This is a genomic window from Natrinema caseinilyticum, from assembly GCF_024227435.1.
Classification (GTDB): domain Archaea; phylum Halobacteriota; class Halobacteria; order Halobacteriales; family Natrialbaceae; genus Natrinema; species Natrinema caseinilyticum.
Map to the genome: position 1 here is coordinate 157,336 of NZ_CP100446.1, position 18,948 is coordinate 176,283.

Genomic DNA, 18,948 nt, shown 5'->3' on the forward strand with positions numbered 1-18,948 from the left:
AGAAGTGGCTCTCTCTATCCATATGTTTATTTATAGTGATGGTTGAGTGACGACAACACAGCCAACCCGACTGTGTACACTATGAGTGAGCCTCCACACAGAGCGAGGCCCGAGAGGACAAGAGCGGTTTGTGGCGATGCGCCCAGTTGAACAAAGAAGCGAGGATCGTTCCAGATCCATGCGATGAGCGCATAGGCGTCTGCCGGCGTTGCTGCGGCTGCAGTGATTAATAGAAGACCGACAGCGGTACCAACGATTCGAATTGCCCGTAATGCCACTTCTATTGCGGAAAACGGATGGGCTTGAATCCAGTGACGTTTCCACCAGATAATACCGGAAAGAATACAAAGACTGACAATCTGTAGTGCTAAGATCGCTGGTCGCGCCCAAAGATACCCCAAATCTAATGAGAAAAGCGCAATTGTCGCATCGATCGCACGTTGCAGGGGTGTCCCTGCTTGTGTCCCCATATAGACAAGGTAGGTAATACCCGTGTTGAATATGAGACTACCGAGGGCCGAGTAAAGAACGAACCTTCGAAGGTTCATTGACGCCATTCCCGCGGGGACGGAAACAAACGCGCGCACGACTGGGAGAAGGCGTCCCCAAAGTACAATCGTTTCACCCCAGTGGGTGAACCACTGTTCCCAACGGTTGAGATCGTGCTCACCGAGATGGACATACCCACCGTACCCACGAAGCGCACGTTCGGCGTTTTGTCCAAACAGGTAGTACGCTACAAGACAGCCGATCACTGCGCCAGAAGTAGCAACTACGACAAAAATAACGAACGTGACTGGGCCGGTAACGAGAAGTGCAATGGCCACCGGGAGTATGACCTCACTTGGTACGAAGTGGAGCAGTAGCGATGTCTCGAGGAAAATATAGATGAAAACAGCAACGAATCCATATGTTGAAACGAACGTAAGTACCGTATCCGTGAGGTAACTCCCATGAAATATGACTAACGGGTATGGGGTCACGTGCTGGAGATACGATGCCAGCAATCAAATAACTGGTTGGGTTGTCACTGGTGAAAAGTCAGGCTATTTTAATATATGGGGGCGTATTAGGGCAGTGTTCAGATAAGGTCGAAGGACGAGGCGGACGTGGTTTCTTGGTGCCTTGCCAGAAATCGCCCGCCTCACCGAAGCTAGTGACTTCCCGGAGTTATAGTAACCGTTAAAACCTTCTACTCAGAGATGGTTTCTGAGGGTAGTGGATCATCTCGACGAAATCTCTGTCGAGAAATTGTAAGATGCTCTCGACAACGTGGAGGGAAAGAAGCCGACACAACGGCTCTTAGCGGAAATAGCGTACAAAAACGGCGTTACACAGACTGAACTCGCCGAGTGGTACGACGTTCAGCGACGCACGATCTATAGCTGGCTCAAGCGACTCGACACCGACGAGTCGCTTGAGCAGGCTGTAACTGATGCTCACCGATCTGGGAGAAAGCGAAAACTCTCAGAAAAAGAGCAACAAGAATTCGAAGAAGCTGTCCACGGCTCGCCCAAAGAAGTCGGGGTTGACGCGCCGGCGTGGACGTCGGCGCTCGTCCAGCAGTACCTCAACGAGACCTACGATGTCGAGTACTCAATCCCGAGTTGCCGGCGGTTGCTCAAAGAGGCGGGATTGAGCTATCAAAAACCACGCCGTACGGTCGCTGAAGCTGAGGCTGACGAACAAGAAACGTTCCACGAAGAACTCAAAAAAAGCGGCGGGAGATGGACGCCACAATAGTCTGTATTGATCAAACCAAGAAATCCGTGCAAGTTGAGCCGCGTGCCGCGTGGTTTCCGCGCGGCGCGCGGCCAGCCGTCGAATTGTCCGGGCAACGCGACTGGACGTGTCTCTTGGGTGCGATCACCGAGGACGGCGATCGCTTTTTCTCTCGATTCGAAGAGTACGTGACCGCCGAACATGCGAAACATTTCATTCTCGCGTTATGCAAAGAGTTCGAAGAGAACTTGGTCGTCGTGTTGGATGGAGCGCCGTATTTCCAGGCATCGGCCGTCACGGACCTCGCGGCTCGTGACGACCTCGCCTTCGTCACGTTACCAGCGTATTCACCGGAACTCAATCCAGTCGAAGAGTGCTGGAGACAGCTTCAATCAGCTCTTAGCAACCGATTCTTCGACTCACTTTCTGAGCTAACAACAGCGATCGATACCGCTCTTGATCAACTCTCTATTCCCAAAGTGAGCAACTATTTCTAACTTCTACTATAGCCACGATGCATTGCTCATGGATACAGAGGTGGCGCTCACTGAACGCGGTTTCAGCGTCGAAATCCTCGAGCAGGACGAGAGCGAACAGCCTGACGCCACTGCGACACACCCTGACCACGACGGTGTGTTCAATATCGAGGCCGAGACGACGACGCCTGACCGTCCCGCGAAGGTACTACAGAATCTCAAACGCGCTCACGAGGAGGATCGTATTCCGATCTTCGTTGTCCGTCCCGGTGACCCTGAGACTGAATGGGCTAAGCGGGTCGAGAACATCCTGTCGCCGCCACTGCGCGAACGAGCGGACGGGACAGAGCAGTTCTATAATTTCGATGAGATCGTGACGTTTGGCGGTGGCGCAACAGCTCACGGTGGCGTAACCGCTGTTCGGCCACGCACATCCGGGTCAAATCGGACGGTCTGGATGCGTGAGGGCGAGGACCGTGTTCTATCTGATGGCGACATAGAGTTGGCCCGTGTTCCGGACGATAGACCGCTTTCGAAGGATAGCGTTCCGGCGTACTACAGTCACGACCGGGAAACCGGACAGTACACCGTCTATGAGACTGGTGAGAGTCATGTATACGATTCAAAAGCCGACTTCAAACAGGATTGGACGCCAATCAAACGACCGTTTATCCCAGCCACCGACCTCCCTAACGCAGACTATTCACGAGACAGTTATCTCGTGGTGATCCTACCACCCGACGGTGATCCACTGGTTTTCCAGCATGGAGAGACGTATCCGCTACCCGAGAATCCAGATCGCGAGGATCTGTGGCCCAGTGAATCTACAGTTGAGTCGCCTCAAGCCGTTGGTACGGTGGCAGATTTTGGCGAGGGTTCGTCATCACCATCGGTAGAATCTGATCCACCAGCTACGAATGCGACAGTGGACATCGATCCTGATGGGGACGGTGTCGAAGCGTTCACCGCGATGTACGTTAGGCAGGTTGAGGGTGCAAAGGTGCCGCAGGACGATCTGTTTCAGGCCTATGCTACCTGGACTGACCAGCAGAATATTGACGGAACGACCAAGGGCTGGTTCACCCGGAAATTACGGAACGTCGTTGATCTCGAGACCGATCGGTCTAGAGTAGACGGAGAGCGTGTCCAGTTCTACATCGGTCTGACCCTGACACAGGAGGGGAACGCACTGCTCGATCAATAAGACCCACCAGCCATATGACACACGTTAATCGTATCTCAGCAGTCGTTCGCTGCCGGTGGTGCTCAATCTACAGTACTGCCCAATACAGGGCCTTAAATAGCCATAATTGCGCATCTCAATCAACTGTCCACGCAGACTGGGCGGCCAAACAAACTGCATGGACATGGGTGTCCAGCCAAAATCGCATGTCGGAAGCGCTGTCCACGCACAGATTCTGTCCAGAACCAACTAGTATACACTGGGTTCATCCCGCAGAACGATGCGGGGACAGGCAAGTCGGACAGCACGTAGGCTACCAGTCGTTTTCTCGAGGATATGACATAGTTTGTTCGAGGGCAGTAGCAGGTACCCCTCAAGGGAAACACCAATGAGTTTCGAAAAGTCAATCGACACAGCAGCACTGCCAAGTGGCTTGCAAGAGCGCGACCAGTGGGTCTGCTGGCAAGAAGAATCTCGAGATGGGAAGCCAACGAAGATACCAGTGACACCAGGCAGTGGTGCGTTCGCGTCATCGACGGATCCGGAAACATGGAAGTCCTTTGAAACAGCGCTCGAGTACGCCGACACAGAGAATGCCGATGGTATCGGGTTTGTCTTTTCTGACGACGATCCCATTGTCGGCGTAGATCTGGATGACTGTCGGGATCCCGAAAGCGGCGACGTCGACGAAATAGCGCTGGATATCATCGAGCGGCTGGACTCCTACACGGAAGTCTCACCTTCTGGCACTGGCTATCATGTACTCATCAAGGGAGACCTCCCAGACGGGCGGAACCGTCGGGGAAGTATCGAACTATACGACACCGCTCGGTTTTTCACCGTTACCGGCGACCACCTCGCGGACACGCCAGCTCGTGTCGGACGTCGACAGGATGCACTCACGGCGATCCATCGTGAGTACCTCCAAGACTCTGACCCGGATTCAGAGCACGAATCTGGGGACCGTCGCACTAGCGACGAGACGGAAACGACGGGCAGTGCAGCCGATACCAACGTCGACCTCGAGGACCAGGACCTGCTCGAGCGAGCGCGGAACGCATCGAACGGCGAGAAGTTCCAGCGGTTGTGGCGTGGCTCGACTGCCGGCTACGAGAGTCAGTCAGAAGCGGATATGGCGCTGTGCTGTCTGCTGGCGTTTTGGACTGGTGGTGGTCCGCAGCAAATGGACCGACTCTTCCGCCAATCGGGGCTGCTTCGAGACAAGTGGGACGAAGTCCACTACGCAGACGGCTCTACGTACGGCGAGAAGACCATCGAACGAGCGATTGCGAGTACCTCTGAGTTCTACGACCCGGACACTCGAGAGACAGCAACCGAATCTGTTTCCAGAACGAGCGAGTCGTCGACCACTGCCAGCCGTGACAAATCGGAGCGGACTCCGAATCGTGCGTATCCGGTTGAGAAGAATCGACTGTTGACTGACCGTGTCGACGAACTCGAGGCGACGCTCGAACAGAAAACTGAGCGCATCGAGCAACTCGAGGCAACGATCGAGGATCTCAAAACCGAACTTGCAGAGCGTGACCGAGAGGTCGAGCAGACTCGAGAAGAGCAAGCCGAGACGACATCCAACTGTGATACCGCTTCGGAGACAGCCTCTCTGTGGAGACGATTATTCGGCGATAGCTCCAAGTAACAATCGTGGGGAGGATCGTTTCTTCAATTCAGAGCAAGGCACTTGACTCGGTAAGTCTGCGAAGTTAGCACTCCTTTTGGAGAAACTCGACAGACATGTCCTCCAATACTCGAATAATTAACTGTTGGTGGTAACAATCAGCTGCTGTCCACGTTGTTGTGAATGGACCAGCACTCTCCGATTTGTCATCAGATTCGGTTTTCACCTCAACATCGTACGTTCCTGTTTCAACAACATTCGTATCACCGCTCCGAGAATGTCGCGTCTGGAATACCCGATAGCGACTCTCGTAAGCGACCTCCCTGGATGAAAAGAAACCATCAGATGAGATGATAGCTGTTTCCACCCACTTCTTGATCTCGCTCGTTCGCCCACTCAATGGAGCCGTATCCAGTCGATAGCAGGGACGTGCCCGTATACATCCCAGCACCACCGATGAGACCGCCTCCAACAGAGAATAGAAGCTCTCGTCGTGCAACCATAACTATCAAAATAGAACTGATGGGGTATGTTTTCTGGTTCCTCTGAACTTACCGCGAGTTTCGTGACCCGTTCAAAATAAAGAAACAGAGCAACGAGCTACCGGTGCCGTTGCGACTGGATGTCGTGTTTTTCGCCCCCGGGATGGGTGCGGGGCGGTCGAACTGCCCCGAGATAGCGAATGACCATTGAGCGACAGCACCCACGAGACCGTGGTATTGATCGAACACCAACTCACCGACAGCCCTCCAAGCCACCTTGGTCTGGCCTCGAGTTACGCGTTCCGAACGATCGGAGTCGAGAGTCACTCATTTCGTTCGTCGAGTGTGTTCTCGTCGAACTCACACATGCAGATGTCGGGGCCGAGTATCGATCGTCGAATATCTGGGGAAGTAAATTGACGCAGTACATCGCCGCCGAGACGACTGGCCAGCTATTCAGGAAGCGCCATTATGACGAACGGCTCGGCTGCCACGAGCAGATGATGCCCCGACAGGACGTGCGTGATGAACTGATCAACCGCCTCGCACGGCCCGCGTCACTAGCGACGAATCAGAGTCATTCCCATCCTGCTGAGGAACCAGATACGTTCCAGGTGAAGCCAACGTGGCAACTGCGAACAGATCTTCGGGCCAGCGAGAGGTAAACTCGTTCTCAATGTCTCTGAACCCAGTTGATCAAGCGTATCATGCTCTTGTAAAGAAGCAAATCACACACCTATGTTATGAAGTCCATAGATTTATGCCTATGGAGGCCATCACATAAGATGACGGATGGCGTCCTACACCACCGTTGAAGATTGGCAGGATGTCGAAGATGGGTACGTCATCGATGTGACCATCCGACAGACGGAGGATAAGAAGTACCCGTGTGGATGGGACTACAGCCTACACCACGGGGAAGTCGGCGGCGACACCATCCTTCGATACGACAACGCCCATGAACAGACGAAAGGCCATGAGCGCCACACCCGAAACGATGTTGAAATCATCGAATTCCCCGGGATGTTGACGCTCTACGATCGCTTTCAACGCGAAACCGAAGAGATGTCGCCTGTCTCATGGGACTGGTCGGAGTAGGACGTCTCCAGGAGGTATACATCATGCCCACGCTCAAAGTCACCGTCGGTGAACGTAATCGCCTCAACCAGCGCACGCGTAGCCGCATCAAGGCTGCCCAAGAGGGTGAAGACCTTGACGATGCCCAGCCGGTGTTGAACTTCGGATCGTATGCAGAACTCAGCCGCCTGCTTAGCCCAAAGAATCTAGAGTTGTTGGAAGCAATCTCCAAACACCAGCCCGAGAGCATCCGCGAAGCCGCTGATCTGGTGGAGCGAGACTACAAACAGGTCCATCGGAACCTTTCCGAACTCGAAGACATCGGCGTCATTGAGTTTGAAAATGGCGGGCCTGGTCAGGCAAAGAAACCGAAACTGGCCTACGACGGTCTTGAAATCGACATCCCGTTCGCAGGATCGAACGGGAGTGTCGGTGCAGCAGCACCCTGAAAGATCCTGTTCTTGGCCATCTGGAAACGAACCCTTCGCTCTCTGTTCTCGCTACACGTGGTTGACGGACGTACGTGATGAACTGATCAACCGCCTCGCACGACCCGCGTCATTATCGACGAATCAGAGTCATACTCTTCCTGTTGAGGAACCAGATACGTTCCGGGTGAAGCCGACGTGGCAACTGCGAACAGGTCGACGGACCAGCAAGAGGTAGTCACCAGCCGTCGGTACTCCAGCCTGTTGTTGAATATCTACGCGATCTCGAAAGGCACCTCGTTCGTGACGCTATTCTCGTAGCAGTTGGTGTCGAGTACGTCGATCGTGTCGAGTTCGCTATTGACGGTCGTGAAGAACGAGATCGGATAGATTAGGCTGAACTTCGAATGTCGTTGAGGTGAGCTTGTTGACCCATCGAGCAAGGTGTTCGGCCTTCGATGTGAACATAGGCTAGTCGTTCGGCGAGAGTGATTAGCAGTTTCGTCGATGAATTGGAGATCCGCTTTTTTGGGTTATTGTACAACGTCAGACTACGTCAGCTCAGTGGTCAGCACTCCCTTGGTAGAGATGGGTATTGTGGTACTCGAGAAAGTCGGCACTGATCTCGTGGTTGGGTCGTCTGTCGAGTCGCCTTCCGTCAACTGAATCGTCGTACAGGTGCTTAACCGAGCGGTCATTCGGGTCTACTCGAAGCATTCCGTTGTCGAAGTCTGCGTGGTGGTTCGGACAGAGAACGAGCATGTTTGACGGTGCGTCCGGACCCTCATGTGGGCGTCCAAGTGGCTTGATATGGTGTACCTCTGAGTATCCATCGCCATTTCCTTGCTCAAGCCGAGCGTTACACACCTGACACCGGTCCTGATAGCGCCGTTTCAACTCGTTCACTTGCGTTGTGTCACGCTGTATCCGGTCGTACTCGGTCGTAACTCTCTTCGGAGACTCGAGACGGCTTGCCGGTGAGACCGGTTCCGTATCAAAGAGTGCAGCGTCAAGCGACCCGAAGTGCTGTCGGAGATCGGCGACGAGGTCGTCGTCGACGCGCATGAATCCGTTGACGACTTTTCGTTTCCCGTAATCCAGTCGGTCCCAGACGTCGTCGATACTCGGTGCCCAGTCCTGATAGCGCGTGACTGTAAAGACGTGGAGACTCTCGGTGTGGTTCCACAGCCAGTCGCCTACTTCGGGGCTCTCGAAGATGTGGCCGACCTGGCCGGCGGCGAAAAAGTCGCCGTCAGCGTAGAACAGGAGGTGGTCGGTTGGCCGGAGGCGACGGATGTAGGACTGCTTTGCCGGACTTTCGGTCTCGGTCGTCCCCCAGATACGAGCTGGGAGGAATGGTTCGATGGCCGCAGGGGTGTCTGCATCGGTGGGGACTGGTGAGTTGACCGTTTTCTTGAACTTCGGTCGCCATTCATCCGAGACGGGCACCAGATAGAGGCCTGGTGGTTCGACGATCCATGTACCTGATTCGGTGCCGCTGATTCGGCTTCCATCCTGTCGTTTGAGCTGTTGTTGGACGCGGCGGACTGCGTGTTTCCACTCTGGTTGGTCGTTGCCGTTTGAGCAAACCTCGCCGCAGCGATAGTTATCGTCACAGAGGTCCGGGTGGGCGTCCTTCACTGCTGGGTAGAAGTCGTCCGTGGTTCGTCGCTGACCAGATGGGACGCACGCAAACTGTGAAGCGAGCAGGGTGTCCTGCAACTGTCGGATGTCATGCCGCATTTGGTTAGGGTGTCGGGTTGGTGTGAGAAAGATTTTGGCTCAGTAGTATGTCCTATTCCAAGGAAACTTGCAAGCCTTCGACTACTCGACAGCCCGCGACCATATGAGACTGCGTTTCGGTACCGTGTGAGCCCTATGCAGATCGGATCTCTGCTCACACATATTTGAGAAATGCGAACATATATTGAGTATGACTACGTACAGTTGGATATGACTGAGTTCAATCCGGCCCCAGAATCTGACGCTGCTCAGCGGCGGTGGCAAGAGGGTACGGACACGTTTGGTCGTGTTTACGATGTTTCCCTTGGAGTGACATCGCCCACCGCGTACACCGAGATTGCGGAGCTTGCCGATTGCTCTCCGAACGCCGCTAAAAAGCATCTCGAGCGTCTGACCGAGATGGGTATCGTTCGAGCAGACCGTGATAGTCGCCCCGCGCAGTACGAACGAAACGATGGGTATCTCGAGTGGCAGGAGGCCAGCCAAATTGCAGATGAGCTCTCCATCGACGAGATAATCGACCGCGTGGCAGCACTCGAAAAACAGCTCACAGAGTATGAGGAACAGTTCGGAACCACTGACCCGACAGCGGTCTCGATTGTCGAGCATGACGACCACGAGATGGTCCATGAACAGATGACTGCGGTTAGTGAGTGGCAAGGCATTATTCGAGAGATTCGGCTGTATGAGCTTGCTCGACAGCTCTCCCAGAATGATGGGCATCTAATTCCTGCCTGAATGAGTCGGCCACCATCAGATTCGGCCCCTGACTCGACAGGGCCACCGGATCGCCAGACGTTGCGATTGCTCGAGCGACATCTCACATCGGATTCACTCGTCGCCGAGACAGCATTCGATCCAGATTCCTACGAGCCGCGACTCCTCAAGACGTTCCTTGATATGGAGCGATATCCAGAATCAGTCTCAACAGCCCGGCTTGACATTCGGTGGTTCACGACTGGGGATTTCACATTCCACTATGTCGAAGATCACGACGATAGCAGCCGGTGGGAATGCCGTTGGGACCGGCACCCAAACACGCACAATGCCCGGTTACACTTCCACCAGCCACCGACTGCCAACGACATCACTGATCTTGAACTCCCGTCGCTCCACCCGCTTGAAGTGTACTCGACGGTGCTTACTGCGATTGAGCAGCGTCTCGAGGCTCTCTGGTCTCGTGAAGGTATGTGACTCTCACTGGCCTCTCGCACACAGTATTTGCGAGGATGTCAGCGGGGTTTTTCTACAGTCTTACAGCGAGAGTGCCTCGGGTATTTATCCCGAGGATGAATTACTTAATTTTTATTGGTTTCTCTAACGTGTTTAAAAATACAGTATGCGAATTAAAGACCGTAATTCGTCGCAACTGTGCGCAGTTGCGGAGGAATGTGGCTCTCTCAAAACCCACGTCTTCGGCGTGGTGAGTCTGCGCAGGAGAAACTAGATCGGTTGTCGGAGAAGTTGTCCGATCGCGAAGAGTGAGTCGGCGCTGGCGGTAATGAAGAGTGACTCTCAAGGAAAAGTCTGTAGTGGACACTTGGTTCTGTTTCGAAGTTCCGTCTGATAAGAGGCGAATCGTGGATTGTCAACAGCTCAGTACAGCGACGGTACTGAACGGTACAAAGAAGAAGCGAGCCAAATTTCGGTTTTAGTTCACAGAGAGAGCGACCACTCATGTCCACAAGTTCCGCGCCGGAAGTCCGCTGTCGCCACACCATCGACAGCATACTTTGTGAGCAGTTCTCCCAACCCATTTTCGCATTCGGGGCAACAAGCGTTCATGGCCACCTCTGCTAGTGACGGGCCGGTATTATGCTCAATTCCCAATCATATAGGTGTGCAAAATAATGAACGATCTAATTTGACTGGGTGGTCACTACGCAGCGGTAGTGTGCGGGTGGGTCACTAAAACAGCTATCATGAAGTAGATCTCAGTAAACGGCTTGCAATCACTGCTTTCGATATAGGGTGAAAGCCCCTGGCGCGCTCGAGTCCCGCGCCTGGCGAGACGTGTGCGTCTCGCCGCCCTTCGCTCGTTTCGCTCGCGAAGACCTCGCTGCGCTCCTCACAGGTTGCGGTGCTTGCGTCGGCGGGGTTCCCCGAGCGCGCCAGCCCCTTTCGATCCCACCCTTGTGGACTGATCGGGATGCTGTAGCGTTGGTTGTTCGCTCTTGGGTACCGGCTCGCCCCGCTCGCCGCGTGCTGCCCTCCGCGTCGCTCGCGACCGACCATTCCGGGCTGCGGTTCGCTCCTAGCGTCGCTCACCGTTCCGGGCTACAGTGAATCTGGTCTCGACGCCAGCATTAAGCGCGTTTTCGGTTGCGCCCCTCGCGGGTTTTCGCGTTCCAGCGCTTGGTGCCGCCTGCGCTGTCGCGCGCCACATCGCGGCGCGCGTTCTCGACGACAGTCGCGCTGGACACGAACCCGCAGTCCGGGCCGGACACGAGAAACGGCTTAAAGATGGCCGCTCACTTCGGGCGGGTCGCCGAGGCGCTCACGCTGTTCGCGCCTCGAGCCCTGCCTCGCTTTGCTCGGCAGGACGCCGCGCGGTGCTGGTTGTGTAACCTCATTCAGGCGCGCTCTCGCTCGCGCCCAGATGGGCGCTCGCGAAGGCGCGAGCGCGAGCGCGCAGATGGTTCTGTCGGTCGGTGTTGTCGGAAAACCGCGATGTTGCAGCATCGCGGTGACAGGCGCGTGAACGCCTTCAGCGGTACAGGTGAGTACCAATGTCTAGTAACAACTCGAGTAGCAAGGTCGTTACGGTCGATGAACAGGCACTCAAACAGGCGGGTGAGCAAGCGGTCGATGAAGACGGTTTCCCGGTCGTCGACGAGACGCCGGAATTCGAGGCAACGGTCGAGCAAGAGGTCCAAGCAAAGGTAGATGCGAACCACCCAGACGGGGTCGTCGATACGAGCGACGACCGGATACACGGAGCCACCCTCGAACAAGAAGAGCGCATTCGAGCACGAGAGGACGAACTCGAACTGATCAGTGCCCAAGCCGAACTGGGAACGCAGGAGGGCCGTGAGAGACGGACGCGAACGATCGCTGCGAACCAGAACAAAGCGCGGCGTGTGGAATTCCAGAAACGGGCGGCGAGCGTGGACCCAATGGCGGATCCGGAGCGGGCAGATCCCCGTACAGAACTCTCTCGAGAGCAGCTGGCGGCCGTGAACAAGCAGTCGATGCGACTCGCAAAGCAGTTGGATGGTTGGTCTCGAGCAGCGATCAGCCGGCGGTTGAGTGAAGCCGTCGTCGGTGGCCAGGACCTGACGAGTGCAGTCGTCAACGTGTTCGAGGAGCTGCAGACGGCACCCGGACACGTCATCCCCATCGGAAAACTCGAGGAGGTCTCTCGGAAGGAGGTGAGCATCGAAGGGCGTGTCGAAACCCTGTGGGATCCCTCGCATCCAAGCATCGCGCAGGTCGGTCTTATCGCAGACGACAGTGGCCAGACACGCGTGACGATCTGGAAGTCATCAGATGCACCGTGGATCGAGGAAGACGAGCAGGTACGCATTCACAAGGCTGCCCGGAACTGGCACGAAGGCCGTGTCTCACTGGCCGTGACCGGGTGGTCGATGATCCACTTCCCGGAGCGCGGCTGCTGGTGGGAATAGCCGGAGCGGTGCCCCTTTTTTGCTGGTGTGAACGCAATCACCGCCACCTCCCACCACCTCCACGGTCCGGGCTGCTCACGGCCAGTGGCCGTTGCGCTTCCGGGCTTTCGCCAGAGGGTATGAATCCGTTCGACGGCGTTGCCGCCACCTAGCGGTTAGAAGGAAGTTTCTTTATCCAAAGTCGGATGTGAAAATGCCCATCTCGGTTTGGTAACTATGCGTGTAAACTGAACGGCAGACTGTTCACACCCACTCCGCAAGAACACGGACCACACCAAACTAAGAGAACTGTGGATACATCGAAAGTATTCCGCCATTGTGACGCACCAGACACTATTGGCCCAACTCTTGCCAGATAGTGGTTAAGCATCCACATTCGCACGGTATTTTAGGATTTTGTAATCGTTGTTGGCGGCTTTTGAAAACAAATGCGGAATACTTAACCGTATAGTCGTATTTTGGGTTAGTGTAATGGCAAACGGTACGGTTGATTTCTTCAACGACACAGGCGGCTACGGTTTCATTTCGACGGACGATGCGGACGACGACGTGTTCTTCCACATGGAAGACGTTGGCGGTCCGGACCTCGAAGAAGGCACAGACATTGATTTCGATATCGAACAGGCCCCCAAGGGTCCCCGCGCGACGAACGTCGTCCGCAACTAATTCCGACTTCATTGTCGCCTTGGCGACCGTGAACGACGATTTCGTTTTTAGACTCGTACGGCTGAGTCCGTGTCTTTCGTGATCGCTCCTTCACTGGTACTTATCGTGAGTTTCACGAAGAGCCCTAAATAAAGGAGCACTGTTACTGCCTACTGAGAGTGCGGTTTCTGTGCCCCACGAGTGGGGTGAGGGGCGGTCGGAGTTACACATCGCCCCTCGTGAACATCATGATTCTCAAAGAGGTTTACGAGACGACGTTCGATGAAGACGTCCAACCCGACTCGAGCGCCAGTCCGTGTCCCAGATGCAATGGCCGAGTCACCACCAACGCAGTCGAAACTCGTTGTGAAGACTGTGGTCACCTTCTCGAACCGCAACACCAGCAGACGAAGAAAAGAGTCAATCATGCGTAGATGGAATGCCATTGAGAAAACTACACAAGTAATTGGGTCAAGATATTTACTGGAGTAACAACATAGATTTGGATAATGCCAGAATGTGATGGCTGTGGCTCTCATGTCACGGAAAACTACTACCGGGTTTTCGCTGTTAATGGTGATCTGCCAGCGTGTATCCATTGTGCCAGCAACCGTGAAGCGCGAGAAGCAGGACTCCGCCAGCAATAGCGTCTCAGTGATCACATTTCCAGATCTTCTCTCTCGAACTGGAGCCTGCATCGAGACGTGAGGCAATACAACCCACTCCCCACTCAATGACTGATCGAGATTCTGACTTCGAGGAGCTTCGTCCGACCGGCGAAGCGTCGCATATCCCAGATGAGACACTCAGCGAAGTTGATGACGGCGAACCTGATCAACAGCGGATCGAGACGTCGACGACTGGATACCCAGACATTCCAACGGAAACGGATACCGAGTGTCGTTCCTGTGGGGCACCGATCCCAACTGATCAGACCAAATGCCTGTTCTGTCTCACCAACCATCTCGAGGACCGCTCTTCTGAAATAGACGGACCAGCAACGGAGTGGACACTGCTTGGCGTCGTTCACATGTTTGTCGAGTCGTCGACGTTCTACGGCGCTGTCGCGAAAGGCGCGGCCGCTGCGACGCTCCTTGCCTCGAATCCGACGGAATCAACCGTCGACGTCTGCACGATCATCTACGATCTCGAGGACGAGCCTGCAGCCCAACTGGCTGATCGGTGGCCCGTGCTTCCTGCTGCAGCACGGATCTCATCCACTGGCGGTGAGCAACTTCTCGCGGCTGCCCGTGATCGAACAGCGTGGACTGACCAATCAGCGGTGGATAGCGACTGCGAACCAACAACCTATCTCTACGACGAGGGTGGATCCGGCATTCGCGATGAGCAGCGACTTGCGACGGTGCTCGACAATGCCGGTGATGATGCGTGGCTAGTCCCCGCAATTGCTCTCCAGCAGACACCTGACAAGCGTGAACCTGAGCATCAGGACAGTCTGATTCCGACCAAAGAACGCCTCGAGTGTCACCAGTGCGGACGCACAACCGATCACCGATTCAGCGCTCATGAATCGGTTCCCGACGAAACCTGGACCGGCCACGCAATCTGGGAGTGCCAGGTCTGCGGGACGCCGCGCTATGGGCCGAGCCCAGAATGACTTGCTCCGCGTCATGTCTTAACCAACAGACGGCGATAGTGCAGCGTGGCTGTTGGTTAACAGACCGGTCGCCCGTGCTATCGTGTCATGTTTGTTTGCGCCGCGATCGGCTGAGGCGCATTCAATGGACCCACGAAACACACCAGGATACAGACTGCATCGTGCACTCAGCCAACTCAATGATCTCGAGGGTGATCAGCTGACTGACGCAGACAGCGAACGAATCGAGACAGCAACGGCGCTCTTGGAGGAAGTGTGTCTTCTCACTCGACCAAAGAGTGAATAATTCACCCGCTATCTGTCATTGCAGACTCTCCATAGACGTTTAAGTCATCCCGAGCCGATTGTGTAGACATGGCCACCGATCTCACCGAACGTGTCCAAGAGATCGCAGAAGCACGAGATGTCGCCGAGTCGGAGATCCTTGAACAGGCTCTGGAACGCGGTGTCGAAGATCTCTGGATCGATCTGGTTCTCTCGCGGTATGTCAACGACGAAATCGATCGGGAAACGGCAATTGACCTCGTCGGGCGAGATCGCGTCAAGCGTGCAGAACGCGAACTCCAGGTAGTTGAAGACGACGTTCAGTGGGGTCTGAGTGCGTGATTGTCGCGGTCGCTGATACAGGCCCACTCATTCATCTCGACGAAATCGGTGCGATTGACGTGCTGTCAGCAGTCGATGGATTGCTCATCCCTCAGACCGTGTACGAGGAACTCGAGGCAGGTACAGTTCCTCCTGCACTCAGCAATCTCGAGTACGAACTCGTCGAGGCTGATCCGACTGAACTCACAGTGAATCTGAACCTCGATCCCGGTGAAACTGCCGCTCTCGCGGTTGCGTCTGACCGCTCAGCTGTTCTGTTGACTGATGATCTTGAAGCTCGAGATGCTGCTAACGATCTCAGTATCGAAGTGCATGGTTCAATCGGTGTTATCGTTCTCGCGTATCATCGTGACCAACTTACGAAATCAAAAGCAGCCGAGCTAATGCGGGCACTACAAACAGAAACAAGCCTATTTATCACGGATTCAGTGGTTGAACAAGGAATTTCGTTGCTTGAAAACTCATCTTGATTTTCTGCGCCGGTGATGGGTGCCGGCGCACTGGGTAAGACCAAGCGAACACTGATCAGAGCGTCGGCGCAGTGAGGTATCCGAGATGCATATGTTAATTTACGCACTGGTAGAGGCATCGACAGCAGACGAGGCACTGTCAACCGGAAAAACCGTGTTCGACCGACTGGTTGGCGCGGAGCCCGATTCTTGTGCAGTGTTCGACTACTACGTCACCTTCGACGAGGGGGAGACGACAGTGGCTGGAAAAGCACGGTGGGCGACCTACCGACAGCTGCACCCGTTACGTCTGACGAAGGTGAAGAACTCCTCGAGCGGGCCTGGGAGACCACAACAGAAACGTTCCAGCAGAATCTGGACCAGGTGAAGAAAGCACTCGAAGAACATAACGACGACGAGATCATGCGCGACGAGGGCCTCGCTCGGCACGCCTTCCAGCAGGTCGGTGCTTCCCGTGGCCCGTCGATCTGCCTGTATGATCAACACGCGACAGGCATCCGCCATCGCGGACATCTCGATCGCCTCCTCGAGGAGATTGATGAGCGCGAGACATGCTGGGTCGTGCCAGCAGACGTCCATTTCTGAGTAATCATGCCCCGAATCACCAACTGGATACGAGAGAGTCGAACACCCACGCTAGCATATCGAAACACAGTGACTGAAGCCCAAGCCATCCTGCATCGTGCCCCGGACTCCTACGCGTACAAGTGGCGGGCAGCGATCCTCGTCGACGGCTATCCGGTGTGGTCGCGTGGCTTCGAGACAAAAGAGACGACCAGCGTTCGGGATGCACTTCGGGACAGACCAGCCCCCGAACTCGCTTGTCCGGAGTGTCCGAACGACGATGTCATCATCGACCAGAAATCTGCCGCTGGTGCGAAGGTCCAGCGATGGTTTGACTGTCCCGACTGTGTGGCTACGAAGCTCCCTCGCAGATCGTCTACGGTGCAGAGCGCTAACAGCAGGTTCCGGTTCGCTGATGAATACCGTTCGTACCGGCTCTCTTGAGCTGCTCGGGGAGTTATAGGTTTGGGTGGTGTGATTTCACGGGATGAAGGCACTACCGAAGTCGTAATTACTCCGGTTTACTGAGAAAGCGATCCACTTGGAACGCCGAGCCATCTCTCGGTACTCCCCGAAACACTCCAAAAAACGCTATACACTTCTTCAACACGTTGTTCTGCTGTGTCCCAAAGTTCGGAAGACTACAATCTACCGTGGGCCGCTTGACAAGTTGATCGAGATATAGAACGGGTAACTGAAGATGGGCCGCCGATCCGAGAACCCACCGTCGTTCCAGTACGTTCTTAGTCGGCTGTTACAGCTGACTATCAGCGCCATATTCGTCGTCGGACTCGTCACCCTGAACCTGAGCGTGATCGTAAACGCGGCCATCGCACTCGGGGTGACGTTCGTCCCGGCCATTCTGCAACGCGACTATCGACTCAGTCTCGGTCCATGGATGACACTGTGGATCACGGGGGCACTCTTCTTGCACACGGTCGGAATGCTCGGCCTGTACCACGACGTCTGGTGGTACGACCACGTGACCCACACGCTCTCGGCGACGATCGTTGCCGGCGTCGGCTACGTGACCGCCCGTGCAGTCGACGAGTGGAGCGACGCGATCTATCTACCGCCACGGTTCATGTCGGTGTACGTCCTCCTCTTCACGCTCGGTTTCGGCGTCTTCTGGGAGGTCACGGAGTTCGTCGTCCGAATCGGCGCCGACCTGCTCGGGCTCAAGGCCGTGCTCATCCAGTACGGCCTCGAGGATACCCTCCTTGACCTGCTGTTCGACGTGGTCGGGGCCGTCATCGTCGCCGTGTTCGGGACGGGACTGGTGTCGACGACGACCGAAAGACTCGCAGCCAGAATCGGCGAGCACCGTGACGGCGCGCGCGATGGGGGCGAGGACGGCCCCGCCGCTGGACGGGTAACGACACGAAGCGATGGCGACTCCGGACACTTCGGTGGGTTCGTGTCCGACGGACCGGCGAAGGCGCGTGCGTCCTGGGCGGTCACCGTCTTCCTCGGCGCCGCCGCGATCGGCGGGGTGTTCGCCGGTGCCATCCTCACAGCGATACACGTCGGCGTCGTGCTGGTGCTGGCGTTGCTCCCGGCGCTGGCGTATCGTGATCTTCGGGCGACGCTTCCGTGGCCGGTCCTCGGACTCGCCAGCCTCCCGGTGTTCAGCGCCGTAATCGAACAGCCGTGGCTGAACTCGAATCTCGTCACCTACGTCGCCGTCGCGACGGTCGTACTCGTGATTGCGGTCGAACTCAACCTGTTCACGGCCGTCACGATGTCACCTCGGTTCGCCGTCGTCTTCGTCGTCGTCACGACGATGGCAACGGCGGGACTCTGGGCGCTCGGTCGCTGGTTCGCGGGTCTCTATCTGGGAACGGAGCTGCTCTTCGAGCCCGGCCACACGGACGCCGAAATCGAGACCGCTCTTATGTGGGAGTTCCTCCACGCCGTAGTGGCCGGGGTAGTCGCTGGCATCGTGTTCGAATGGGGCTTCCGGGCGAGGAGAGTGACGTCCCGCGACACGGACGGGTAGGCGCCACTGCTCACTACTCCTCCTCGAACAACAGAGGTACGTCGACTGACCGATCTCGACGGTCGAAAGGCAGTGCCCCCTTGATCATCATCGGCAGGTTGATACGGCCCTTGGCTGTCCAGGTGTCGATCGTCTTGTGGAGCCGGACGGACCGCGTGAGGTCAGCCGGAGTGACCCGGTCGCACCCATCGACGAAGTCGACCATCCACTCGAGGTGCGACTGAAAGACCGGGTCGTCCGGGTCGTCAGGTGCATAGTACCACGCCAGTTCGAGGTTCTTCCCGAGACCGTCCCACGTGAGGTTTGCAGAGCCCATGACAAGCGCGGGGTCGGGGCCGTCACGGATGTAGAGCTTCGGGTGGACGAAGCCATCGCGGTAGGTCAATAGTTGAATTCTGTCGTCGAAGTCGAGCTCCCAAAGGGTGGTGGCGACCAGACGGGAGAACTGGTCGGCCCCAGTCGAGACGACGATGACGACGCGATTGTCGGCCGACCGTGCGAGAAACGTCTGGAGCTGGTCGCGGATAGTGAGGTAGCCGGACCAGGTGAAATACCCTGTCGCGAGGTACACGGTTCCGTCCGCGTCGAACAACCGGCGGACCGCCTCCCCGACCAGTCGGCCCGTGAATCGGTTGTCGAATACCGCCTGTTCGACCATTCCCTTGTCGTACGT

The 18,948-nt window shown here is 56.0% G+C and carries 19 protein-coding genes and 4 pseudogenes; 20 read left to right on the plus strand and 3 right to left on the minus strand.

Annotated elements, in window-relative coordinates; all coding sequences use genetic code 11:
* Nucleotides 1–26 precede the first annotated feature (26 nt).
* Nucleotides 27–983 carry a DedA family protein gene (locus NJT13_RS20105; RefSeq protein WP_256549449.1) on the minus strand — a complete coding sequence of 319 codons (957 nt, stop codon included), beginning with the start codon at nucleotides 981–983 and terminating at the stop codon, nucleotides 27–29.
* 289 nt (nucleotides 984–1,272) lie between these two features.
* On the opposite strand from NJT13_RS20105, the gene NJT13_RS20110 reads away from it, so the two are divergent.
* The 7 genes and pseudogenes from NJT13_RS20110 to NJT13_RS23695 all read left to right on the plus strand — a co-directional run bounded on the left by NJT13_RS20110 (nucleotide 1,273) and on the right by NJT13_RS23695 (nucleotide 7,242).
* Nucleotides 1,273–2,219 (plus strand): IS630 family transposase gene (locus tag NJT13_RS20110; protein ID WP_254525940.1). Its coding sequence is split into 2 segments (ribosomal slippage): nucleotides 1,273–1,711 and nucleotides 1,711–2,219, totalling 948 coding nucleotides; the frame shifts between segments, so codons are not numbered across the junction.
* Nucleotides 2,220–2,229: 10 nt separating this feature from the next.
* Nucleotides 2,230–3,402, plus strand: a pseudogene (locus NJT13_RS20115) (hypothetical protein); the annotation flags it as partial.
* Between the two features lie 367 nt (nucleotides 3,403–3,769).
* Nucleotides 3,770–5,038 (plus strand): phage NrS-1 polymerase family protein, encoded by a 1,269-nt coding sequence (locus NJT13_RS20120; protein WP_254525941.1) that lies wholly within the window; start codon nucleotides 3,770–3,772, stop codon nucleotides 5,036–5,038.
* 661 nt (nucleotides 5,039–5,699) lie between these two features.
* Complete coding sequence (locus NJT13_RS23690) at nucleotides 5,700–6,164, plus strand: DUF8030 family protein (protein WP_254525942.1); 465 nt, start codon at nucleotides 5,700–5,702, stop codon at nucleotides 6,162–6,164.
* Nucleotides 6,165–6,291: 127 nt separating this feature from the next.
* On the plus strand, nucleotides 6,292–6,597 hold the full coding sequence (locus NJT13_RS20130; protein ID WP_254525943.1) for a toxin-antitoxin system TumE family protein: 306 nt from the start codon (nucleotides 6,292–6,294) through the stop codon (nucleotides 6,595–6,597).
* A 23-nt stretch (nucleotides 6,598–6,620) separates the two neighbouring features.
* Complete coding sequence (locus tag NJT13_RS20135) at nucleotides 6,621–7,025, plus strand: HVO_A0114 family putative DNA-binding protein (protein WP_254525944.1); 405 nt, start codon at nucleotides 6,621–6,623, stop codon at nucleotides 7,023–7,025.
* Nucleotides 6,919–7,242 (plus strand): DUF8030 family protein, encoded by a 324-nt coding sequence (locus NJT13_RS23695; protein ID WP_484549622.1) that lies wholly within the window; start codon nucleotides 6,919–6,921, stop codon nucleotides 7,240–7,242. Before NJT13_RS20135 ends, NJT13_RS23695 begins: the two co-directional genes overlap by 107 nt.
* A gap of 323 nt (nucleotides 7,243–7,565) precedes the next feature.
* Here NJT13_RS23695 and NJT13_RS20140 read toward each other — a convergent pair whose 3' ends face one another.
* A complete protein-coding gene (locus NJT13_RS20140) occupies nucleotides 7,566–8,747 on the minus strand; it encodes an HNH endonuclease (protein ID WP_254525945.1) in 1,182 nt (393 codons plus the stop codon).
* Between the two features lie 210 nt (nucleotides 8,748–8,957).
* Between NJT13_RS20140 and NJT13_RS20145 the strand changes: the two genes are divergently transcribed.
* The 13 genes and pseudogenes from NJT13_RS20145 to NJT13_RS23325 all read left to right on the plus strand — a co-directional run bounded on the left by NJT13_RS20145 (nucleotide 8,958) and on the right by NJT13_RS23325 (nucleotide 18,275).
* Nucleotides 8,958–9,485 (plus strand): winged helix-turn-helix domain-containing protein, encoded by a 528-nt coding sequence (locus tag NJT13_RS20145; RefSeq protein WP_254525946.1) that lies wholly within the window; start codon nucleotides 8,958–8,960, stop codon nucleotides 9,483–9,485.
* On the plus strand, nucleotides 9,486–9,941 hold the full coding sequence (locus NJT13_RS20150) for a toxin-antitoxin system TumE family protein (protein WP_254525947.1): 456 nt from the start codon (nucleotides 9,486–9,488) through the stop codon (nucleotides 9,939–9,941).
* A 1,535-nt stretch (nucleotides 9,942–11,476) separates the two neighbouring features.
* The gene (locus NJT13_RS20155) at nucleotides 11,477–12,373 is read left to right on the plus strand and encodes a DNA-binding protein (protein ID WP_254525948.1); all 897 of its coding nucleotides are present in this window, start codon (nucleotides 11,477–11,479) and stop codon (nucleotides 12,371–12,373) included.
* 471 nt (nucleotides 12,374–12,844) lie between these two features.
* The gene (locus tag NJT13_RS20160; protein ID WP_008012129.1) at nucleotides 12,845–13,039 is read left to right on the plus strand and encodes a cold-shock protein; all 195 of its coding nucleotides are present in this window, start codon (nucleotides 12,845–12,847) and stop codon (nucleotides 13,037–13,039) included.
* Nucleotides 13,040–13,527: 488 nt separating this feature from the next.
* Nucleotides 13,528–13,665 carry a DUF7563 family protein gene (locus NJT13_RS23565; RefSeq protein WP_419894497.1) on the plus strand — a complete coding sequence of 46 codons (138 nt, stop codon included), beginning with the start codon at nucleotides 13,528–13,530 and terminating at the stop codon, nucleotides 13,663–13,665.
* Nucleotides 13,666–13,751: 86 nt separating this feature from the next.
* The gene (locus tag NJT13_RS20165; RefSeq protein WP_254525949.1) at nucleotides 13,752–14,636 is read left to right on the plus strand and encodes a biosurfactant protein 1; all 885 of its coding nucleotides are present in this window, start codon (nucleotides 13,752–13,754) and stop codon (nucleotides 14,634–14,636) included.
* A 124-nt stretch (nucleotides 14,637–14,760) separates the two neighbouring features.
* On the plus strand, nucleotides 14,761–14,922 hold the full coding sequence (locus NJT13_RS23700; RefSeq protein WP_484549623.1) for a DUF8012 family protein: 162 nt from the start codon (nucleotides 14,761–14,763) through the stop codon (nucleotides 14,920–14,922).
* Nucleotides 14,923–14,990: 68 nt separating this feature from the next.
* Nucleotides 14,991–15,242 carry a hypothetical protein gene (locus NJT13_RS20170; RefSeq protein WP_008015331.1) on the plus strand — a complete coding sequence of 84 codons (252 nt, stop codon included), beginning with the start codon at nucleotides 14,991–14,993 and terminating at the stop codon, nucleotides 15,240–15,242.
* Nucleotides 15,239–15,712, plus strand: coding sequence for a PIN domain-containing protein (locus NJT13_RS20175; protein WP_254525950.1), 474 nt, complete (start codon nucleotides 15,239–15,241; stop codon nucleotides 15,710–15,712). Before NJT13_RS20170 ends, NJT13_RS20175 begins: the two co-directional genes overlap by 4 nt.
* A gap of 85 nt (nucleotides 15,713–15,797) precedes the next feature.
* Nucleotides 15,798–16,297 (plus strand): annotated as a pseudogene (locus NJT13_RS20180) (DUF7995 family protein).
* Nucleotides 16,298–16,303: 6 nt separating this feature from the next.
* Nucleotides 16,304–16,671 (plus strand): annotated as a pseudogene (locus NJT13_RS20185) (DUF7568 family protein).
* Between the two features lie 140 nt (nucleotides 16,672–16,811).
* Nucleotides 16,812–16,958: pseudogene (locus NJT13_RS20190) on the plus strand (IS5 family transposase); the annotation flags it as partial.
* Nucleotides 16,959–16,976: 18 nt separating this feature from the next.
* The gene (locus tag NJT13_RS23325; protein WP_340681209.1) at nucleotides 16,977–18,275 is read left to right on the plus strand and encodes a DUF2238 domain-containing protein; all 1,299 of its coding nucleotides are present in this window, start codon (nucleotides 16,977–16,979) and stop codon (nucleotides 18,273–18,275) included.
* 13 nt (nucleotides 18,276–18,288) lie between these two features.
* Here the strand turns inward: NJT13_RS23325 and NJT13_RS20200 are convergent, their stop codons facing one another.
* Nucleotides 18,289–18,933, minus strand: coding sequence for a phospholipase D-like domain-containing protein (locus NJT13_RS20200; protein ID WP_254525951.1), 645 nt, complete (start codon nucleotides 18,931–18,933; stop codon nucleotides 18,289–18,291).
* Nucleotides 18,934–18,948 lie beyond the last annotated feature (15 nt).

Excerpts from the sequence above, each read along its gene's own strand:
- NJT13_RS20200 (WP_254525951.1), bottom strand. The coding sequence starts at position 18,933 with ATGGTCGAACAGGCGGTATTCGACAACCGATTCACGGGCCGACTGGTC.
- NJT13_RS20120 (WP_254525941.1), top strand. The coding sequence starts at position 3,770 with ATGAGTTTCGAAAAGTCAATCGACACAGCAGCACTGCCAAGTGGCTTG.
- NJT13_RS20165 (WP_254525949.1), top strand. The coding sequence starts at position 13,752 with ATGACTGATCGAGATTCTGACTTCGAGGAGCTTCGTCCGACCGGCGAA.
- NJT13_RS23565 (WP_419894497.1), top strand. The coding sequence starts at position 13,528 with ATGCCAGAATGTGATGGCTGTGGCTCTCATGTCACGGAAAACTACTAC.
- NJT13_RS20160 (WP_008012129.1), top strand. The coding sequence starts at position 12,845 with ATGGCAAACGGTACGGTTGATTTCTTCAACGACACAGGCGGCTACGGT.
- NJT13_RS20140 (WP_254525945.1), bottom strand. The coding sequence starts at position 8,747 with ATGCGGCATGACATCCGACAGTTGCAGGACACCCTGCTCGCTTCACAG.
- NJT13_RS20130 (WP_254525943.1), top strand. The coding sequence starts at position 6,292 with ATGGCGTCCTACACCACCGTTGAAGATTGGCAGGATGTCGAAGATGGG.
- NJT13_RS20150 (WP_254525947.1), top strand. The coding sequence starts at position 9,486 with ATGAGTCGGCCACCATCAGATTCGGCCCCTGACTCGACAGGGCCACCG.
- NJT13_RS20155 (WP_254525948.1), top strand. The coding sequence starts at position 11,477 with ATGTCTAGTAACAACTCGAGTAGCAAGGTCGTTACGGTCGATGAACAG.
- NJT13_RS23325 (WP_340681209.1), top strand. The coding sequence starts at position 16,977 with ATGGGCCGCCGATCCGAGAACCCACCGTCGTTCCAGTACGTTCTTAGT.
- NJT13_RS23700 (WP_484549623.1), top strand. The coding sequence starts at position 14,761 with ATGGACCCACGAAACACACCAGGATACAGACTGCATCGTGCACTCAGC.
- NJT13_RS20135 (WP_254525944.1), top strand. The coding sequence starts at position 6,621 with ATGCCCACGCTCAAAGTCACCGTCGGTGAACGTAATCGCCTCAACCAG.
- NJT13_RS20170 (WP_008015331.1), top strand. The coding sequence starts at position 14,991 with ATGGCCACCGATCTCACCGAACGTGTCCAAGAGATCGCAGAAGCACGA.
- NJT13_RS23690 (WP_254525942.1), top strand. The coding sequence starts at position 5,700 with ATGACCATTGAGCGACAGCACCCACGAGACCGTGGTATTGATCGAACA.
- NJT13_RS23695 (WP_484549622.1), top strand. The coding sequence starts at position 6,919 with ATGGCGGGCCTGGTCAGGCAAAGAAACCGAAACTGGCCTACGACGGTC.
- NJT13_RS20145 (WP_254525946.1), top strand. The coding sequence starts at position 8,958 with ATGACTGAGTTCAATCCGGCCCCAGAATCTGACGCTGCTCAGCGGCGG.